The following is an 18090-nucleotide window of genomic DNA, read 5'->3' as shown; positions in this document are numbered from 1 at the left end:
CGGAGCACAGCGCGGGCCCCGATCGCGGAAGGAGCGTGGTCAGGATGCGCTGTTGCGGGTGGAGCTCGACCTCAAGGAGGTCATCTTTGGAAGCAAGCGCGACCTCGACATCCAGACGGCTGTGCTCTGCGAAACCTGCGAGGGTAGCTGCTGCGCTCCGGGGACGTCCCCGCAAACCTGTGACATCTGTAACGGAAGCGGTTCGATCCAGCGCACCGTGCGCAGCCTCCTCGGCAACGTCATGACGTCGAGCCCGTGCGGCACCTGTCGCGGCTTTGGCACGGTCATCCAGACCCCGTGCCCGACCTGTCAGGGTCAGGGCCGGGTGCGCGCCGTGCGTACCGCCAAGATCGAGATTCCCGCCGGCGTGGACACCGGGCTGCGCATCCAGCTCCCCGGTCAGGGCGAGATCGGCCCGGCCGGTGGGCCCGCCGGCGACCTGTTCCTCGAGATCAAGGTGAAGCATCACGACATTTTCAGCCGCAACGGCGACGACCTGCTGGCGACCCTCGAGGTGCAGATGACGGATGCGATCCTCGGCACCCGCACCACCCTCAAGACGCTCGACGGGGAGGTCGCGGTGGACATCAAGCCGGGAACCCAGAGCGCCGAGGTCATCACGATCAAGGACCGCGGGGTCACCAGGCTGCGCGGCAATGGGCGCGGAGACCTCAAGATCGGGGTGCAGGTGACCACCCCGAGCAAGCTCAGCCACAAGGAGCAGGAGCTGATCAAGCAGTTCGCCGGGTCACGCCGCTCTGCGCCGCCCACGCTCACCCACTTCCAGCAGGGGCTGTTCCAGAAGCTCCGCGACCGCTTCCTCAACATCTGAGTCCCGTGGCTCACTTCTACCTGAACGAGGAACTCACCGAGGCTGCCGTCGGCGGCCGGGTGTCGGTGACCGGGCAGGAGGCCCGGCACGCGGTGACGGTGAGCCGCATCGCCGTCGGCGAGTCGATCTCTGTCGGCAACGGGGCGGGGCTCGTCGTCTCGGGGGCCGTCGTGTCGGCCGAGCCGTCCGAGTTCGTGGTGGAGGTGGCCTCGGTGGAGCGCAGCGAGCCGAACAGCCCGGCGGTCTGGCTCGCCCAGGCGCTTGCCAAGGGTGATCGAGACGAATACGCCGTGCAGCAGGCGACCGAGCTCGGCGTCGACGGGGTGATTCCCTGGGCGGCGCAGCGCTCGATCGTCAAGTGGGAGGGCGCCAGGATTCGCAAGGGCCACGATCGCTGGACCGCCATCGTGCGGGAGGCGAGCAAGCAGTCCATGCGCACCTGGATCCCGGAGGTGGGAGACCTCGCCTCGACCGTGGTGCTCGCCGCCCTCGCGGCGGACACCAGGCTGCTGGTGCTCGAGCCGACCGCGCAGACGCCGATCACGGCAGTCGAGCCGGACGGGCGGGACGTGGTGCTCGTCGTGGGTCCGGAGGGCGGGATCGCGCCGTCGGAGTTGAGCAGGCTCGAGGGGGCCGGCGCGACGCTCGTGCGGCTGGGCGACACCATCCTCCGCACCTCGAGTGCTGGTCCGGCCGCCATCGCGGTGCTCAATGCCCAACTCGGCCGCTGGTAGCGAACGCCGCCGCCGCGCGCGGCCCGGTCTTCTAAGCTAGAGGCATGTCAGAAACGCAGGAGAGTTCGATCTTCACGAAGATCATCGCCCGGGAGATCCCGGCCGACGTGGTCTTCGAGAACGAGCGCATCATCGCGATCACCGACATCGCGCCGAAGGCGCCCGTGCACCTGCTGGTGATCCCCAAGACGGAACGCTATCGCAACGTCGGAGATCTCGCCGCGGGGGACCCCGCGCTGCTCGCCGAGGTCGTCGCGGTCTCCCAGCAGCTCGCGACCGAGCGTTCCGGGGGAGAGTTCCGCCTCGTCTTCAACACCGGGCCGTCCGCCGGCCAGACCGTCTTCCACGTCCACGCCCACGTTCTTGGCGGTTCGCTGCCGGAAGGAACCCTTGGCCAGTAGCAATCGATTCGGTTCCGACGCGTCGACCCCCGGCGACCGCGAGCACGTCGAGTTGCGCGTTGACGGCGTGGCCATGGTGCGTCTTCTGGGGCCGCAGGACCGGCTGCTCAAGACCATCGAGAGGCAGTACCCGCGAGTCGAGGTTCTCGTGCGCGGAAACGAAATCACCCTGGACGGCGATGCCGACCAGGTGCGAGCGGCCGTGAGGCTGGTGGAGGAGTTGGTGACGATGGTGCGTGGCGACCAGGAGCTGGGCCAGCGCGAGGTGGAGGAGTCGGCGAAGATCCTCGGCGCCGACCCGCGGGTGAGTCCGGCCGAGCTGCTCAGCCAGGCGATCCTCACCAGCCGGGGCAAGAGCATCCGGCCCAAGACCCTCGGGCAGAAGCAGTACGTGGACGCCATCGACGAGAACACCATCACCTTCGGGATCGGCCCGGCCGGAACCGGCAAGACCTACCTGGCGATGGCGAAGGCCGTGCAGGCGCTGCAGCGCAAGGAGGTGAGTCGCATCATCCTCACCCGTCCGGCGGTGGAGGCCGGCGAACGCCTGGGCTACCTGCCGGGCACGCTCACCGACAAGATCGACCCGTACCTGCGTCCGCTCTACGACGCGCTCAACGAGATGATGGATCCGGAGATCGTGCCCAAGCTTCTTGCCGCGGGCACCATCGAGGTCGCGCCGCTCGCCTACATGCGCGGTCGCACCCTGAACGAGGCGTTCATCGTGCTCGACGAGGCGCAGAACACCACGCCGGAGCAGATGAAGATGTTCCTCACCCGGCTCGGCCACGGCTCGAAGATGGTCGTCACCGGCGACGTGACCCAGGTTGACCTACCGGCCGGCGCGAGCGGGCTGCAGCTGGTGACCCGGGTGCTCGACGAACTTAACGAGATCCACTTCGCGCGGCTCACGAGCGACGACGTCGTGCGGCACAGCCTCGTGGGCCGGATCGTGGATGCGTACACGAGGTACGACGCCGAGAGGCAGGCGCAGAAGTTCGAGCGCCAGCAGGCGTCGGACGACGCCAACCGGTCCGAGCGCCGCTCGGGCAGGCCGCCCCAGGATCGCCTGGGCAAGAGATGGGGCCGCTGACTGTGTCGATCGAGATCAACAACGAGACCACGATCCCGGTCGACGAGGCCGCCATCCAGCGGCTCGCGATCTTCGCGCTCGACCAGCTGCACGTGCACCCCGATGCCGAGCTGGCGATCATCTTCGTGGACGAGGGCGCCATGGAGCAGCTGCACCTGCAGTGGATGGACGAGCCGGGCCCCACGGATGTGCTGAGCTTCCCCATGGACGAGTTGCGTCCGGGCACCGAGGACGCCATGACCCCGGCCGGGCTCCTGGGCGACATCGTGATCTGCCCGCAGGTGGCGGTGGCCCAGGCGGAGACCGCCGGGCATAGCCCGCTCGAGGAGATGCTGCTGCTGACCACCCACGGCATCCTGCACCTTCTCGGATTCGACCACGCGGAACCGGACGAGGAGAAGGAGATGTTCGGCGTTCAGCGCGACATCCTCGCTGGTTTCTCCCTCGCCGAGCGACGACGATAGACGCATGATCCCGATCTTCGTCAGCGTCGCCGTCCTGCTGGTGATCTTCGGTGGCCTGCTCGCCGCGGCCGATGCGGCGCTCGGCGTGCTCTCGCGCAACGACCTGCTCGAGATCGCCGCGCACTCGAGGGCCCGCAACTCCCTCCTCGCGATCGCCGGCGACGTGGGCGCGCACGTCAACGCCGTCAACTTCATGCGCGTCGTCGCGGAGACCACCGCCGCGGTGCTCGTCTCGCTGTCGTTCGCCTATGTCTTCGCCGACTGGTGGTGGGCGCTGCTCGCCTCCGCGCTCATCATGATCACGGTGTCCTTCGTGCTCGTCGGCTCGAGCCCGCGCAGCGTCGGCCGGGTGCACGCCCGGTCGATCGCGCGCTGGTCGGCCTGGGTCGTGCACGCCATCCGGGTGTCCCTCGGTCCGGTCGCCGCCGCGCTCGTCGCCGTCGGCAACCGCGTCACGCCGGGCCGCCGGGCCAGCTTCTCCAGCGAGGAGCAGCTGCTGAGCATGGTCGACGAGGCCACGGAAGACAAGGTGCTCGAGGAGGACGACCGCGAGCTCATCCACTCGATCTTCGAATTCAGCGACACCGTCGTGCGCGAGGTGATGATCCCGCGCACCGACATGGTGACGATCGACGACACCGAGAACCTCGGCGCCGCGATGGGGCTGTTCCTGAGCAAGGGCGTCTCCCGCATGCCCGTGATGGGGGAGGACGTGGACGAGGTGCGCGGCATCCTCTACCTGAGGGACGTGGCGAGGCTCGGGTACGAGCGGCCGCTCGGCATGGACACGATCACGGTGGGCGAACTCGTGCGCCCGGCCGTGTTCATCCCGGAGTCGAAGAAGGCCGACGACACGCTGCGCCAGATGCAGCTCGAATCCAACCACCTCGCGATGGTCGTGGACGAATACGGCGGGATCGCCGGGCTCGTGACGCTCGAGGACCTGATCGAGGAGCTCGTCGGCGACATCTCCGACGAGTACGACCACGAGGTCGTGGAGATCGAGCGGCTCGACGACGGCGTGTTCCGGGTGAGCGCACGGCTTCCGGTGGACGAGCTCGGCGAGCTGTTCGCGATCGACCTGGAGGACGACGACGTCGACTCGGTGGGCGGGCTGCTCACCAAGGCGCTCGGGCGACTGCCGCTGGCCGGCTCCGTGGCCACGTATTCTGGACTCATCCTTACCGCCGAGCGCACGGAGGGCCGCCGCAAGCGGCTCAGCACCGTGCTCGTCGAGCGCGACCAGGCCCTCATCGACGCTCAGGCGGCGTTCGGCAAACCAAGCAATGGAGACGACCGTGGCGAATGAGCCCGAGGCACCAACGGAGTTCAGGGCCGGCTTCGTGTCGTTCGTCGGGCGTCCCAACGTCGGCAAGTCGACGCTCACCAACGCGCTCGTCGGCGAGAAGGTGGCCATCACCTCGTCCAAGCCGCAGACCACCCGCCGCGCCATCCGGGGCATCGCGCACCAGAGGAACGGCCAGTTGATCCTCGTCGACACGCCGGGCATGCATCGCCCGCGCACCCTCCTCGGCGAGCGGCTGAACAGCATCGTTCAGTCGACGCTGGGGGACGTGGATGTCGTCGGTTTCTGCATGCCGGCCAACGAGAAGATCGGGCCGGGCGACCGGTACATCAACGAGCAGCTCGACTCGTTCCCGCGGGCGAAGAAGGTGGCGATCGTGACGAAGATCGACGCGGCCTCGCGTCCCGCCGTCGCAGCCCAGCTGCTCGCGGTCTCCGAGCTGCGCGACTGGGAGGCGATCATCCCGGTGTCGGCGACCAGCCGCATCCAGCTCGACACCCTCGCCACCGAGCTGATCCGCCTCCTGCCCGTGTCGGAGGCGCTCTACCCGGCCGACGCCGTGACCGAGGAGAGCCTCGACGACCGGATCAGCGAGCTCATCCGCGAGGCCGTTCTCGAGGGCGTGGAAGACGAACTCCCGCACTCGATCGCGGTGACCATCGACGACATCGTGGAGCGCGACGACAACGATCTCGTGGAGATCTACGCGAACCTGTTCGTGGAGCGGGACAGCCAAAAGGGCATCATCATCGGGCACCAGGGATCGCGGCTCGCCGAGGTGGGCGCGCGCGCCCGGCGGCAGATCGAGCCGCTCGTGGGCAAGCAGGTGTTCCTGTCGCTGCGGGTGAAGGTGGCCAAGGACTGGCAGCGCGACCCGAAGCAGCTCGGCCGGCTCGGGTTCTAGCCCTGAGCTTCTAGCTCTTGGCTCTTGGCGACCGGTTGGCGCCGTGATTCTGGCGTCGCGGCGGGGGATGACGCGCCCGGCGGCGGGGATATCTGCTCGCGGCGGGAGGCGTAACCCCCGCCGCGACGGCGTGACTCCCTCCGCGAGCGGGAACGGGAGCGGGAAGGGACGCCAGACCTACATCTGCAGGATGATTTTCCGCGCCACGAGGGCGCCGCGAGAGGGAGATGAACGGCGCCGGCCGATCTCGGCCGCCGAGGCGGCCTACGGTGGGGTAATGATCCGCACCCTTCGGCGCTACCAGCTGGTGACCGACATCTCGGTGGCCGTGGTGTTCTTCTGGGTGCAGTTTCCCGCGGTGTTCACCCTGGGAACGGGATGGCCGGGCAGCGTCGCGCTCACGTTCTTCTCGGCCGCGCTCGCGTTTCGCCGGCTGAGCCCGGGGCCGGCGCTCGGCGTGGCCTGGTTGGGCGCCGTGGTGCACATGGCCGCCGGGATCGACGCCCCGCAGACCTACGATCTGGCAGTGCTCGCCGTGTTGTTCACCACCGCCTGCTACGGCGGCCGCGTGGTTCGTTGGTTGGGCCTCGCCTCGGCGGCGGTGGGCTCCATCATCGCCGCGGCCTACATCGTGGTGAGGAGCGGCATCGCCGGCTCGGTCGCCGACGTGGTGTCGGGCAGCGGAGTCAGCCTGTTCTCGTACCTCCCGCAACTTCTCGCGAGGTCCCTGGTCATCTTCTTCGGCTGCCTGGCCGTCCTCGGCCTGTCCTGGACGCTCGGCCTGCTCGCTCGCACCATGCAACGCGCCAGGGCGAGCCGTAACGCCCAGGTCATCGCTGAGCAGGATGTGGTGGTCGAGCAGGAGCGCAACCGCATCGCCCGAGACATGCACGACGTCGTCGCCCACTCCCTCGCGGTCGTGATCGCGCAGGCGGATGGTGCCCGCTATGCGCGGGAGGCCGATCCCGGGGTCGTGGACGAGGCCCTCGCCACGATCTCGAGCACCGCCCGGGAGGCCCTCGGCGACGTGCGGATCCTGCTCTCCCAGCTGAGGCACAACCAGGGCGACTCCCCGCAACCGGTGCTCGCCGACCTCGACCGGCTGGTCGAGCAGATGCGCAGCTCGGGCCTCATCATCTCCCGCGAGGCCACCGGGCAGCCGCTCGCCCTCGCCACCGGTCAGCAGCTCGCCGTCTACCGGATCGTGCAGGAGGCGCTCACGAATGCCTTGCGCCACGGCGACACCAGCCGGGAGGTGCGGCTCGAGTTCCACTGGCGCCCGGACGCCCTCGAGGTGACCGTCTCGAGCGCGCTGCGCGAGGACGGGCTCGGCGCGGCCAACCCGACCGGGCATGGGATCGCGGGAATGCGTGAACGCGCAGCCCTCTTCGGCGGTGAGTTCGGCGCCCACGCCATCGACGGGCGCTGGGTGGTCTCGGCGACCCTGCTCGTTCCCCCCGCCGCGGCGGTGCGCTGATGGCCGCCATCCGCGTGGCCCTCGTTGACGACCAGTCCCTGTTCCGCGCCGGCATCAGGATGCTGGTGGCGTCGCAGGCGGACCTCGAGGTGGTCGGCGAGGCCGGCAACGGACACGAGGCCGTGTCGATGGCCGCCGAGACGCGCCCCGACGTGGTGCTCATGGACATCCGGATGCCCGTCATGGACGGAATCGAGGCGACGACCGCGATCCTGGCCGCGGCGCAGGCGCGTGGCGGCTCCGTGCCCCGAATCATCGTGCTCACCACGTTCGACCTCGACGAGGCGGCGACGCGGGCGATCCGCGGCGGGGCGAGCGGGTTCGTGCTCAAGGACGCCGACCCCGAGTTTCTGCTGGCCGCGATCCGCACGGTGCACGCCGGCAACGCGGTGATCGCGGCTTCCGCCACGCGGGAGCTGTTCGAGCACTTCACGGTGCGCCCGGTGCGTCCGGAGGTGCCGCTATCGTTCGGCCAGCTGACCTCGCGGGAGCGGGACATCTTCGTGCTCGCGGCGCGCGGGCTCAGCAACGCCGAAATCGCCTCGGGGGAGTACCTCAGCGAGGCGACGGTCAAGACGCACGTGAGTCGCATCCTCGCCAAGCTCGGCCTGAGAGACCGGGTTCAGCTCGTGGTCTTCGCGTTCGAGCACGGCCTCAACGGCTGAAGCCCTGGCCCCGAAACGGGGGAAACCTCATCCTCTGGATGTAGCGGGCAGCGACCTCCGCCCGATTTCTGCCCGGCTCCGCGTCCGTAGCGTCGAAGTATGCATTCACACAACGCAGCATTCGACCATGACGAGGCGGGCCTCGTCGCCCGCGTCTCGCGACTCAGCAAGTCCTACGGCGCGGGCAGCAACACCGTCACCGCGCTCGACGGCGTCTCCATAGGAATCCGCCGGGGCGAGTTCACCGCGATCATGGGACCGAGCGGGTCTGGCAAGTCCACCCTCATGCACATCATGGCCGGCCTCGACACGGCCACGAGCGGGCAGGCCTGGCTCGGCAACACCGAGATCACGAGCCTGCGGGATGAGGACCTCACCATCCTGCGCCGACGCCGAGTCGGTTTCGTGTTCCAGTCGTTCAACCTCGTGCCCACCCTCGACGTGAGCGGCAACATCCTGCTGCCGTTCGAGCTCGACGGGCGCCGCCCGGCCCGGGACGAGAGCGAGTGGATCGACCGGCTCATCGACTCCCTCGGTCTTCGCGACCGCCTGCGGCACCGCCCGCACGAGCTGTCCGGCGGGCAGCAGCAGCGCGTCGCCATCGCGCGGGCACTCGCCACGCGGCCCGACCTGGTCTTCGCCGACGAGCCGACCGGCAACCTCGACTCGCGCACGAGCCGCGAGGTGCTCTCCCTGCTCGCCGCGTCGAGCACCGACTACGGCCAGAGCATCGCCATGGTCACCCACGATCCCATCGCGGCGAGCTATGCGGACCGCATCCTCTTCCTGGCCGATGGCCGGGTCGTGGAAGAGCGCGCGCGTTCGACCGCCGAAGAGATCTCGAGCTTCATGCTCGGCATGGAGAAGGCGGCATGAGGCGGGGCATCAGGGAGCACGTGCCGAGTGTTCTCGTCGCGACGCTGAGCGCCGCCTTCGGGGTGAGCCTGCTCGAGATCACGGCGGTGCTCGGCCAGATCATCGCCGCCGACGACGTGACGGGCGCCAGCGCGACGGTGGGGCTCATGCTCGGGATCGTCGCGTTCATCTTCATCATCATCTCGATCTACGTCGGGGCGATCGTCACCTCGAACACCTTCGCCACGATCATCGCCGGCCGCACGCGCACCATCGCGCTGTTCAGGCTCATCGGCTCGAGCGCGGCATCGCAGCGTCGCGGCGTGGCCCGCGAAGGCCTCACGGTCGGGATTCTCGGGGCCGTTCTCGGCATCGTGATCGGCACCGCGGTCACCCTGGTGATGGTCACGATCGCCACGGCGACCCGGTTCGTGCCGAGCCTGCCGTACACCTTCGTGGAGCCGGTCGTTCTGCTGCCGGCGGTCGCGGTGGTTCTCACCACCTGGCTCGCGTCGTGGGTGGGCTCTCGCCGGGTACTCCTGGTCTCGCCGATCCAGGCGACGGGGGTGGCCGTCGAGCATTCGCGCGAGGAGGTCTCCGGCCGCCGCGGCCGCAACATCATGGCCATCGTGCTCTTCTCGGTCGGCGCGGGTCTACTGGGACTCGGCGTTCTCCTCGGCCTCGTCAGCCCCGTGGGCGTGCTGGTCGGCCTCGCGGGCGGCATCCTCTCCTTCACCGGCCTCGTGATCGGCGCACACCTCGTGATGCCGCCCGCCCTTCGCCTCACCGGGCGGATGTTCGGCTCGAGCGCGACCGCACGCCTCGCCGCGGAGAACGCGGTGCGCTACCCGGAGCGGAGTTCCCGCACCACGATCGGGCTGGTTATCGGCGTCACGCTGATCACGATGTTCGCCGTGGCCGTGGAGAGCTACCAGCAGATGATCCTCGCCGCCCAGAAGTCGCAGCCGGAGGTCTACCAGGGCGTGGACCAGACTCTCGCCATCACGGTCGGGGTGTTCTCGGCGCTCATGGGCTTCAGCGCGCTCATCGCCGCCATCGGCATGGTGAACAACCTCTCGTTGAGCGTGCTGCAGCGTACGCGGGAACTCGGTCTCCTGCGGGCGCTCGGGTTCACTGCCCGCCAGGTGCGCCGGATGATCCTCGCCGAGAGCGCCCAGCTCACGGTGGCCGCGGTGCTCGTCGGGCTCGTGCTCGGCGTGTTCTACGGCTGGGCGGGCGCGCAGTCGCTGCTGGGCTCGATCAAGGGCAGCCCCGGCCTCATCGTGCCCGCGGTGCCGCTGCCGCTCATCGGCATCGTGGTGGCCGGCGCGGCGGTGCTCACCCTCGTGGCGTCGATCGCTCCGTCGCGCCGGGCGACCAGAGTCGCGCCGGTGGCGGCCCTCGCCGTCGACTGACGGCATCCGCCCCCGCCCGCGGGCGATCTCCTTCCCCGTTCCTCGATCCCCCTTCCGAAATCCATGCAAACCTTGCCCCGCCTCGGCGCGTCGTGTCACCCAGCCGGCGTGTCGCGAAGGAATGCATGGATTTCGGGCGCGGCAGCGGGATGGCGCGTCAGGATGAGGGGGCTGCAGGATGAGGGCGCGGCAGCTGGGCGGGGGACGGCGGGATCAGGGCGCGGCCGCTGGGCGGCTACCCCTGCCGACGGGCCGAGCGGTGCCCGCGCGGCTCGGCGAACGCCCAGAAACTGGCCGAAATGCCTGAAAGTCTTCTCAGGATCGCCACAACGCGGGCTCTGCGGCAGGTCGGATTTGCATAGTGGGACGTCACACATTTTCGAGACCGGCAAGGAGGCATCCCGATCGACGGTCTGCTGTCCGTTTCCCTCGTGCACGGCTACGTTCCCGCCGGGCTCTTCCTGCTCGCCGCGATAGTGGTCTCCGCCCTGCTGGTGCGGCGGCCGTGGCGGAGGTGGTCACGGGTCTGGGGCACCGCGGCCGCGATCGGGTGCGGCGTCGGACTCGCGAGCGGGCTCCTGCTCGGGATGCTCGCCCACCTCTACGACGACGTGGCCGCCCTCGGCGCGCTGGCGTGGTTCGGCGGAACGGGTGCGGCCATCGCCGTGGCCGTGGCCGGCCTCTTGGTGCCGGACAAGGGCCGCGGACGGCGATGGCGCATCGCCCTTGCGGCGGCGGCGATTCCGATTGTGGCCGTCACCGGGGCTGTGGGTACCAACATCGCGGTGGGCGAGTTCGCCAACCTGAGCGCGGTGGTCGCGCTCGGCGAGTTCGAGCCGATCGCCCTCCCATCCGCGACTCCCGAACCCGCCTCCGCCGGGAGCCTGGCCTCGTCGTGGCGACCGCCCTCCGGGCTTCGCGGCACGGGGCGCATCGGCACGGTCGTCATCCCGCCGGAGGTGTCCGGCTTCCGGTCTCGCGATGCCCTGGTCTACCTGCCTCCCGCCGCCCTCGTGGCCCGGCCGCCGAGGCTCCCGGTGCTCGTGCTGATGTCCGGCCAGCCGGGAAGCCCCCAACAGTTCGCGGTGTCGGCGCAGCTCCAGCGGCACCTCGACGCATTCGCGCGGCGGCACAGGGGCCTCGCCCCGATCGTCGTCGTGGCCGACCAGCTCGGGCACGCCGAGTCCAACCCAATGTGCGTCGACTCCAGACTCGGAGCATCGGCCACCTACCTGACGGTGGACGTGCCGCACTGGATCAGGCGACACCTCAACGTGCTCTCCGCCCGCCGCGACTGGGCGATCGGCGGTTTCTCCCAGGGCGGCACCTGCGCCATCCAGCTGGGGGCCGGGCATCCGGAACTCTTTGGCAGCCTCCTCGACATCAGCGGCGAGGTCGCCCCCAGCCGGGGGAGCGACGCCGACACCGTCGAGTCGGGATTCGGGGGCTCCGTCAGCGCGTACGCGGCCGCGACGCCGTCCGCCGTGCTCTCCAGGTATGCGCCGTACCCGGACTCGGTCGCCGTCTTCGGCCTGGGCGACGGGGACGGCCGGTTCGGACCGGGGGTGCGGATGATCGCGGCGCGGGCCGGCGCCGCGGGGATGCACACCCATCTCTTCGTGTCGTCCGGAAGCGCCCACGACTGGCGAACCGTCGACTTCGCGCTCGAGAATGCGCTCGACGTGTTCGCGGCGCACTGGGGCCTCGACTGAGGGCATCCGTCCCGCCCCCTTCCGAAATCCATGCAAAGCTCCAGCCCAGCCGGCGTGTTGCACTCCAGTGCAGGCGTGTCGCCTAAGAATGCATGGATTTCGGAAGGGGGGAGGGAGGGAAACCGCGGGGGAGACGTGAGCGAAACCCAAACCGGGGGCTCGCTGTGACTCTGCGTGGCGTACTCTGAGCCTTCTCACAGAGAGCGCCAATACGCGGCACGACATCGGATTGCCTCCTCATAATGGTGATCGACTCGCCAGCGGGGCGAGGAAAGAGGCCCGATACGTGTTGAACGCCCTGTGGAACCTCCGGCTCGAGACCGGACCGCTGCCGATCGTCGTCTACGTCCTGAGCGCTGTCGCGTTCATCGCCCTCGCCACCAAGCGCCCGCTGCGGCGCTGGCTGCCTGTGCAGTTCGCCGGCGGAGCGGTCGGCGTGGCTGTGGGCTATCTGCTGGCGTGGCTCATCAGCGACGTCTGGAACACCTTCGGTCTCTCGCTCACCCCGCTGACTCGGCTCTGGTTCGGCCTGGGGATCGGCGGCATCGGATTCGCGCTCGCCGGGATCTGGCAGTCGCGCCCGTGGCGGGTCGTCCTGGCCGCGAGCTCCGTGTTTCTCTTCGCCCTCATGGGCGGGGTCGGCGTGAACGTGGACGTCGCGGAGTTCCCAACGCTCGGCTCGGCCCTGGGCGTCGGCCACGTCTCCCCGCTCGCCCTTCCGACGCCCTCGCAGGCACCAACTCCCGCGCTGCAGTCCACGGCGACTCTCGCCCAGACCTGGCGGCCGCCGGCCGACCTGCCCGCCACCGGCACCGTCGGAACCGTCACCATCCCGGCCACCGTCTCGCACTTCGCGGCGCGTTCGGCCATCGTCTACCTGCCGCCGGCCGCGCTGGTGAAGAATGCGCCACGGCTGCCGGTGCTCGAGATTTTGTCTGGGCAGCCCGGCGCCCCGGCCAGCCTGCTGACCTCCGGCAACCTCGCGAACATCCTCAACGCGTACGCGCACGATCACCGCGGCCTCGCGCCGATCGTCGTCATCCCCGACCAGCTCGGTGCGCCGCAGCAGAACCCGATGTGCCTCGACTCGCCCCTCGGCAACGTGGAGACCTACCTCACGGTCGACGTGCCGGACTGGATCAACTCCCACCTTCACGTTCTGCAGGACCGCAAGGACTGGGCGATCGGCGGCTTCTCAGAGGGGGGCACCTGCTCCATCCAGCTCGGCGCCAAGTTCCGCGGTCTCTACGGCAGCATCTTCGACGTCTCCGGGCAGCTGGCGCCGGTGCGCGGCACCGTGGCCGCGACCATCGCGAGCGCTTTCGGCGGCTCGGCGTCCGCCTACCAGGCGGCCACCCCGCTCTCGCTGATGGCCGCCGGCGCCCCGTACGCCGACACGCTCGGCATCTTCGCCGTGGGCCAGAACGACACGCGCTACGGGGTCGCCGCGGCGACGGTCTCCCAGGCGGCGAGCGCCGCCGGGATGACCGTGCACTTCATCCGGTCTCCGGGCACCGCCCACGACTGGCACACGGTGCAGTACGCCCTGCACGAGTCGCTGCCCATCCTCTACGCCCGCTGGGGCCTCTCGTGAGCCGCTGGCTTGCCGGCCGGCGGGCCAGCCTCTCGATTGCCGGCCTCATGCTGGTTCTCGCGTTCGCGACGGGGTCGCTCATCCATGGGCCGCGTCCGCAGCTCCGAGTGGTCGTGGGCACCGGGTTGGAGGCCTTCAACGGCAGTCACAACTACTTCTCCCCGATCACCTCCGTGTTCTTCGCCTCCGGCATCCTCGAGTTGCTGGCGTCCGTGGCCGCCATCGTCGTGCTGGTCGGCGCCGCCGAACGGGTGATGGGCTGGTGGCGCACTGTGCTCGCGTTCGTGGTCACGCCCGTCATCGGGGCTGGGGTCGGGATGCTGCTGCAGGCGGCCGGCCTGATGGCGCGGGAGTTCTGGGCGGTCGGCATCCAGGAATCGATAGTGCTCGACCCGTTCACGGCCATCTCGGGCACGATTCTCACGGCCAGCGCCTTCGCGGGCCCGCTCTGGCGCCGCCGCGTGCGCGTGCTCGGCTTCACCGCGCTCACCGTGGTGTTCCTCTACTCCGGCCAGCCCTCCGACCTTTTCCGGCTGATCGCCGCGGTCGCCGGGTTCATCCTCGGGCTCGTGCTGGCCCGCTCCCGGCCCGGGCTGCGCTGGGTGCGCAGTTCGCACCACGAGGCTCGGAGCCTGCTCTCGGCGGCGCTCATGATCACCGCGATCGGGCCGTTCGTGAGCATCTTCACCCCAGCGCGCTACGGCCCGCTGCACCCGCTCGGACTGCTCTTCCGCGACGCCCTGCCCCACCTGCAGACCGTGACCCACCAGTGCCTCGGCCACATGACGAGCGTTGGCTGCACCTTCGACGTGGCACTGGCCAGGCTGAACGGGCCGGGGCCGGGGATTCTCGCCCCCCTGCCGCTCATCGTGCTGATCGTCGCGGCGATCGGGATGCTGCGCGGCCGACGCAGCGCCGCCTGGGTCGCGATCGCGGTCAACCTCTGGCTCGCCCTTCTGGCGGCGTTCTACTACGGATTCCTGCCGGCCATCGGCCAGGACGAGAGGGTCTCGCAGAACGCGAACGGCGTCGAGGCGGTCGTTCGACTGTCCGTCTCGGTGCTCGTTCCGCTCGTGATCGCCGTGCTCATCGCGGCGAACCTTCGGCACTTCACCGTGCGATCGACCCGCCGGGTGGCTGTTCGCTTCATCGCGACTGTCGTCGGCACCTTCGTGGCGTTGTCGGTGCTCTACGTCGGCATCGGCTGGCTCGACCGAGCCCAGTTCCGACCGGTGGTCACCCTCTGGCAGCTGCTCTATGACCTGCCGGACCGATTCGTGCCCATCGGCTTCCTTCGGCTCGAGGACCTGCAGTTTCTTCCCATCGGCGGCCTGAGCAGGCTGATCTACGAGTGGGTCGGGCCCGTCTTCTGGATCGTGCTGCTGGTCGCCGCAATCCCGCTGTTCTTCTCCGACCGCAATGCCACGAGCTTCGTGGAGCGCGACCGGGTTCGCGCCCTGCTCAAGCAGCACAGCGAGTCCCTCGGACACATGGCGACCTGGAACGGCAACAGCTACTGGTTCACCGACGACGGCCGGGTCGCGATTGCCTATCGGGTGAACTCCGGCGTCGCCATCACCACCGCCGACCCCATCGGCGACCCCGAGCTCGTGGACGACGCTATCCACAAGTTCGCCACGTTCTGCGACGACAACGGCTGGACACCGGTGTTCTATAGCGTTCAGGAGAAGCGGCAGGAACTGTTCGAGGCCATGGGCTGGTCGACAATGGTGGTGGGCGAGGAGACCGTCGTGTTCCCGGAGACCTGGTCGATGCTGGGCAAGAGCTGGCAGGACGTTCGCAGTTCGATCAACCGGGCGAGCCGCAACGGGGTGCGCGCGGAGTGGACGAGCTTTCAGAACCTCTCCCTCGCCCATACCGCGCAGATCGAGAGCATCTCCGAGTCGTGGGTGGCGGAGAAGAACCTCCCCGAGCTCGGCTTCACCCTCGGCGGCCTCGACGAGCTGAGCGACCACGAGGTCGGCCTGTTCCTCGCGATCGGCGAAGACGAGGTTGTGCAGGCCGTGACGAGCTGGATGCCCACCTACCGTGACGGAGAGATCATCGGGTGGACCCTCGACTTCATGCGCCGCCGCCCGGACAGCATGAACGGGGTGATGGAGTTCCTCATCGCCTCCGCCGCGCTGCACATGCAGCAGCGCGGTATCGAGTTCATGAGCCTCTCGGCCGCGCCGCTCGCCCGCACCGCGACGACCGAGGCGGAGACCGACCGCATCCAGCGCCTGCTCGGCTGGCTCGCGCGCACGCTCGAGCCGGCCTACGGTTTCCAGTCGCTGCTCACCTTCAAGCAGAAGTTCCAGCCGGAGTTCCGTCCCCTGCTCATGGCGTATCCGGACCCGCTCGCGCTCCCGGCGATCGCCACGGCGCTTGCCCGGGCGTACATCCCGTCGCTCTCGGTCCCGCAGATGGTGCGGTTCATGCGCAGCATCCTCTGAACCGACTCCGAATTCCCCGCCGCGAAAGTGGTATTCTGGGCGAGTGTTGTTCGGTCTGCTCCTCCTTAGCTGCCGCGACGAGTCCTAACTCAGGCCTCACTCGTCGCGGAGACTGGTGCTGCAACGGCGCCGTTGGCTGACCACTTCAGACCAAGAGACAAGAGTTGAGACCATGAAGAACACACAAGCCCCCTCGGGTATGCCGATCCACAAGTACCGTCCGTATCACGAGATGCTGGCCGTGGATCTGCCGGACCGCACCTGGCCGACCAAGCGCATCACGCGCGCGCCCCGCTGGTGCGCCGTCGACCTGCGGGACGGCAACCAGGCCCTCATCGACCCGATGAGTCCCGAACGCAAGCGCATCATGTTCGACCTGCTGGTGCGGATGGGCTACAAGGAGATCGAGGTCGGCTTCCCCTCGGCGAGCCAGACCGACTTCGACTTCGTGCGCAGCCTCATCGAGCAGGACCTGATTCCCGATGACGTCACCATCCAGGTGCTTACCCAGGCCCGCGAGGCGCTGATCAACCGCACCTACGAGTCGATCAGGGGCGCGAAGCGCGCCATCGTGCACCTCTACAACTCGACCAGCGTGCTGCAGCGCGACGTCGTCTTCCGCACGGACAAGCAGGGCATCATCGACATCGCGCTCGAGGGCGCCCGCCTCTGCAAGGCCGCCGAGGCGACGGTGCCGGGCACGGAGATCTACTACGAGTACTCGCCGGAGAGCTACACCGGCACGGAGCTCGAGTTCGCACTCGAGGTGTGCAACCAGGTGATCGAGGTGTTCCAGCCCACGCCGGAGCGCCAGGTGATCATCAACCTGCCGGCCACCGTCGAGATGGCGACCCCGAACGTGTACGCGGACTCGATCGAGTGGATGTCGCGTCGCCTCAACCACCGCGAGAACATCATCCTGAGCCTGCACCCGCACAACGACAGGGGCACGGCGGTCGCGGCGGCGGAGCTCGGCTACCTGGCCGGCGCCGACCGCATCGAGGGCTGCCTGTTCGGTAACGGCGAGCGCACCGGCAATGTCGACCTCGTGGCGCTGGGCATCAACCTGTTCACCCAGGGCATCGACCCGCAGATCGACTTCGGCAACATCGACGAGGTCAAGCGGACCGCCGAATACTGCAACCAGTTGCCCGTTCCCGAACGCAGCCCCTGGGCAGGAGACCTCGTCTTCACCGCCTTCAGCGGCTCGCACCAGGACGCCATCAAGAAGGGCTTCGAGGCCATGGCGGCGGATGCCGCGGCGCAAGGCCGGTCCGTCGACGAACTGCAGTGGGCGGTGCCTTACCTGCCCGTTGACCCGAAGGACCTCGGTCGCAGCTACGAAGCAGTCATCCGGGTCAACTCGCAGTCCGGCAAGGGCGGCGTCGCTTACCTGCTCAAGACCGACCACTCCCTCGACCTGCCCCGCAAGCTCCAGATCGAGTTTTCCGGGGTCGTCCAGTCCAAGACGGATGCCGAGGGCGGCGAGGTCACGAGCGAGCAGATCTGGGAGATCTTCAACGACGAGTACCTGCCGAGTTCCAGTGGGCACCCCGATGACAAGTGGGGCCGGTTCGAACTGTTCTCTACCCGGACGTCGAGCGACCTGGGCGGCCGCGTCGACCTCACCGTCGACCTCCGGGATGACGACGGGGTCGAGCGCGTCGAAGGCGCGGGCAACGGTCCGATCGCGGCGTTCCTGGGCATCATGGCGGAGCGCGGCATCGCAATCACCCTCTATGACTACGTCGAACACGCCATGTCCGCCGGCGGAGACGCCCTCGCCGCGTCCTACGTCGAACTCGACGTCAACGGCCGGCGCTACTGGGGCGTCGGCATCGACGCCGACATCTCGACCGCCTCACTGAAGGCCGTCGTCTCCGCGGTCAACCGCGGCATCCGTGCGGCGGCAGGCGACCTCGCCCTGGCAGGCGTTCCGGCCTAGCGCCTCCACGGCCAGCACAGAGGCCCGACAGCACAGAGGTCACGGCAGCACAGAAGTCAAGACGACCCGAAGTCAAGACCACACAGACGTCAAGACCACTCAGGCGTCAAGACAGACAATCGGGGCGATCCGCCACTTGGCAGATCGCCCCGATTGTCTGGGCCTGGAGATCAGCCTGCGTCAGCCGCGGGCGTGAGCCGGGACCGGCCGGGCGCTGTCGGATCGCCGGTCGACCGG

The 18090-nt window shown here is 69.0% G+C and carries 15 protein-coding genes; all 15 read left to right on the top strand.

All coding sequences use genetic code 11. From position 1 onward, the window contains the following. Nucleotides 1–832 (top strand): DnaJ C-terminal domain-containing protein (locus tag ACHZD8_RS08905; RefSeq protein WP_394769909.1); only part of this gene is annotated, 832 nt, incomplete at its 5' end. A gap of 5 nt (nt 833–837) precedes the next feature. Continuing rightward, entirely contained in the window at nt 838–1566 is a 729-nt protein-coding gene (locus tag ACHZD8_RS08900) for a 16S rRNA (uracil(1498)-N(3))-methyltransferase (RefSeq protein WP_394769907.1), read from the top strand. 44 nt (nt 1567–1610) lie between these two features. Further along, nucleotides 1611–1967, top strand: coding sequence for a histidine triad nucleotide-binding protein (locus ACHZD8_RS08895; RefSeq protein ID WP_394769906.1), 357 nt, complete (start codon nt 1611–1613; stop codon nt 1965–1967). Nucleotides 1968–2040: 73 nt separating this feature from the next. Beyond that, complete coding sequence (locus ACHZD8_RS08890) at nt 2041–3060, top strand: PhoH family protein (RefSeq protein WP_394769911.1); 1020 nt, start codon at nt 2041–2043, stop codon at nt 3058–3060. Nucleotides 3061–3062: 2 nt separating this feature from the next. Next, complete coding sequence (gene ybeY, locus ACHZD8_RS08885; protein ID WP_394769910.1) at nt 3063–3524, top strand: rRNA maturation RNase YbeY; 462 nt, start codon at nt 3063–3065, stop codon at nt 3522–3524. A 4-nt stretch (nt 3525–3528) separates the two neighbouring features. Then, nucleotides 3529–4833, top strand: coding sequence for a hemolysin family protein (locus tag ACHZD8_RS08880; RefSeq protein ID WP_394769905.1), 1305 nt, complete (start codon nt 3529–3531; stop codon nt 4831–4833). Next, nucleotides 4823–5734, top strand: coding sequence for a GTPase Era (gene era / locus ACHZD8_RS08875; RefSeq protein WP_394769904.1), 912 nt, complete (start codon nt 4823–4825; stop codon nt 5732–5734). The genes ACHZD8_RS08880 and era overlap by 11 nt, the downstream gene beginning before the upstream one ends. Nucleotides 5735–6011: 277 nt before the next feature. After that, a complete protein-coding gene (locus tag ACHZD8_RS08870) occupies nt 6012–7211 on the top strand; it encodes a sensor histidine kinase (protein ID WP_394769903.1) in 1200 nt (399 codons plus the stop codon). Further along, the gene (locus ACHZD8_RS08865; protein ID WP_394769901.1) at nt 7211–7876 is read left to right on the top strand and encodes a response regulator; all 666 of its coding nucleotides are present in this window, start codon (nt 7211–7213) and stop codon (nt 7874–7876) included. Before ACHZD8_RS08870 ends, ACHZD8_RS08865 begins: the two co-directional genes overlap by 1 nt. A gap of 99 nt (nt 7877–7975) precedes the next feature. Then, nucleotides 7976–8752, top strand: coding sequence for an ABC transporter ATP-binding protein (locus ACHZD8_RS08860; protein WP_394769899.1), 777 nt, complete (start codon nt 7976–7978; stop codon nt 8750–8752). Then, on the top strand, nt 8749–10146 hold the full coding sequence (locus tag ACHZD8_RS08855; protein WP_394769898.1) for an FtsX-like permease family protein: 1398 nt from the start codon (nt 8749–8751) through the stop codon (nt 10144–10146). The genes ACHZD8_RS08860 and ACHZD8_RS08855 overlap by 4 nt, the downstream gene beginning before the upstream one ends. A gap of 431 nt (nt 10147–10577) precedes the next feature. After that, nucleotides 10578–11858 (top strand): alpha/beta hydrolase, encoded by a 1281-nt coding sequence (locus ACHZD8_RS08850; protein ID WP_394769897.1) that lies wholly within the window; start codon nt 10578–10580, stop codon nt 11856–11858. Between the two features lie 286 nt (nt 11859–12144). Next, nucleotides 12145–13452, top strand: a complete 1308-nt coding sequence (locus ACHZD8_RS08845; RefSeq protein WP_394769896.1) for an alpha/beta hydrolase — start codon at nt 12145–12147, stop codon at nt 13450–13452. Next, nucleotides 13449–15908, top strand: coding sequence for a bifunctional lysylphosphatidylglycerol flippase/synthetase MprF (locus ACHZD8_RS08840; protein ID WP_394769894.1), 2460 nt, complete (start codon nt 13449–13451; stop codon nt 15906–15908). The genes ACHZD8_RS08845 and ACHZD8_RS08840 overlap by 4 nt, the downstream gene beginning before the upstream one ends. 172 nt (nt 15909–16080) lie before the next feature. Next, nucleotides 16081–17853 (top strand): 2-isopropylmalate synthase, encoded by a 1773-nt coding sequence (leuA, locus tag ACHZD8_RS08835; RefSeq protein ID WP_394769893.1) that lies wholly within the window; start codon nt 16081–16083, stop codon nt 17851–17853. The last annotated feature ends 237 nt before the right edge of the window (nt 17854–18090 follow it).

It is taken from the genome of Lacisediminihabitans sp. (genome assembly GCF_043726815.1).
In the GTDB taxonomy this organism is placed as follows: Bacteria; Actinomycetota; Actinomycetes; order Actinomycetales; family Microbacteriaceae; genus Lacisediminihabitans.
Note: the sequence above shows the minus strand (reverse complement) of the source record. Positions and strands in the feature narration are given on the sequence as shown.